The following is a 1317-nucleotide window of genomic DNA, read 5'->3' as shown; positions in this document are numbered from 1 at the left end:
TGTCAAGCCCCGGGTTTGATGGACAGTTGGTTAGCTGGTTTTCAGGGGTGCGGTGACCGGGTGGGTCATCGCGTGTAGGGCCTCGTGTTCGGCGGGTGGGACGTGTCCGAGTTCGCCGTGCAGCCGGCGGTTGTTGTACCAGTCGATGTACTCGACGGTGGCCATCTCCAGGTCGTCGAGTCCACGCCACGGACCTCGGTTGCGGACGAGTTCGGCCTTGTAGAGCGAGTTGAATGCCTCGGCCATCGCGTTGTCGTACGAGTCGCCCCGGGAGCCGACCGAGGCGACAGCGCCGGCCTCGGCGAGGCGCTGGCTGTAGCGGATCGCTCGATATTGGACTCCGCGGTCCGAGTGATGCACGAGTCCGCCCAGGTCAGCGCCCTGATGTTCGCGGCGCCAGATCGCCATCTTCAACGCGTCGAGGGCCAGGTCGGTGTAGAGGTTCGTCGACACCTGCCAGCCGACGATCATGCGGGAGTACACGTCGAGGACGAACGCGGCGTACACCCAGCCGACGCTGGTGCGCACGTAGGTCAGGTCGGCGACCCACAGCTGGTTCGGCCGCAGTGCGGTGAAGTCTCGTTTGACCAGGTCAGAGGGTCGGCTGGTCTCGGCTGCGGGCCGGGTCGTACGCGGCGCTTTGTCGCGCAGCAGCCCGCGCAGCCCGGACTCGCGCATCAGCCGCTCGACGGTGCAGCGGGCCACTCGCACACCGCGCCGACGCAGCTCGTGCCAGATCTTGCGAGCGCCGTAGACGCCGTAGTTCTCCGCGTGGACCTGCTCGATCACCGCGGTCAACTCCTCGTCGCGCCTTGACCGGGCCGAGGCAGGGCGGGTCTTAGCGGCGTAGTAGGTCGACGGTGCGATCTGTGCCGGCGTGTCTTCGAGCGCCTGCAGGACCGGCTGGACACCGTATTCGGCCTTCTGGGAGTCGACGAAGTCGACCTTCATCGCGACGGACGGTCCAGCTCCGCCGCGAAGAAACTCGCCGCGGACTTCAGGATCTGGTTGGCCCGCCGCAGCTCACGCACCTCCCGTTCCAAAGCAGCGAGGCGTTCCGCGTCGCTGCTGGTGGTGCCCGGACGGTCACCGGCGTCAGTCTCGGCCTTCTTCACCCACGTCCGCAACGCCTCCGGATGAATCCCGAGCTGACCGGCGATCCGCCGGATCGCCCCTATCGCGCTGGCCGGGTCCCGGCGAGCCTCGACCGCCAACCGCGTCGCACGCTCACGCAGCTCATCGTTGTACTTCTTCGGTGCGGGCATCGCTGATGTTCCTCCCAGATTTCGATGTCTCCATCAAACCCGGTGCGGGACA

At 66.9% G+C, this 1317-nt stretch carries 1 protein-coding gene; it reads right to left on the bottom strand.

The features are described 5' to 3' along the window. Positions 1-30: 30 nt before the first annotated feature. Positions 31-1265 (bottom strand): IS3 family transposase gene (locus tag ABZ795_RS28740; protein WP_327021974.1). Its coding sequence is split into 2 segments (ribosomal slippage): positions 31-986 and positions 986-1265, totalling 1236 coding nucleotides; the frame shifts between segments, so codons are not numbered across the junction. Positions 1266-1317 lie beyond the last annotated feature (52 nt).

Origin of the sequence: Micromonospora sp. NPDC047134, from assembly GCF_040643455.1 — a bacterium.
Classification (GTDB): domain Bacteria; phylum Actinomycetota; class Actinomycetes; order Mycobacteriales; family Micromonosporaceae; genus Micromonospora.
This window is presented reverse-complemented; position numbering and strand designations above follow the sequence as displayed.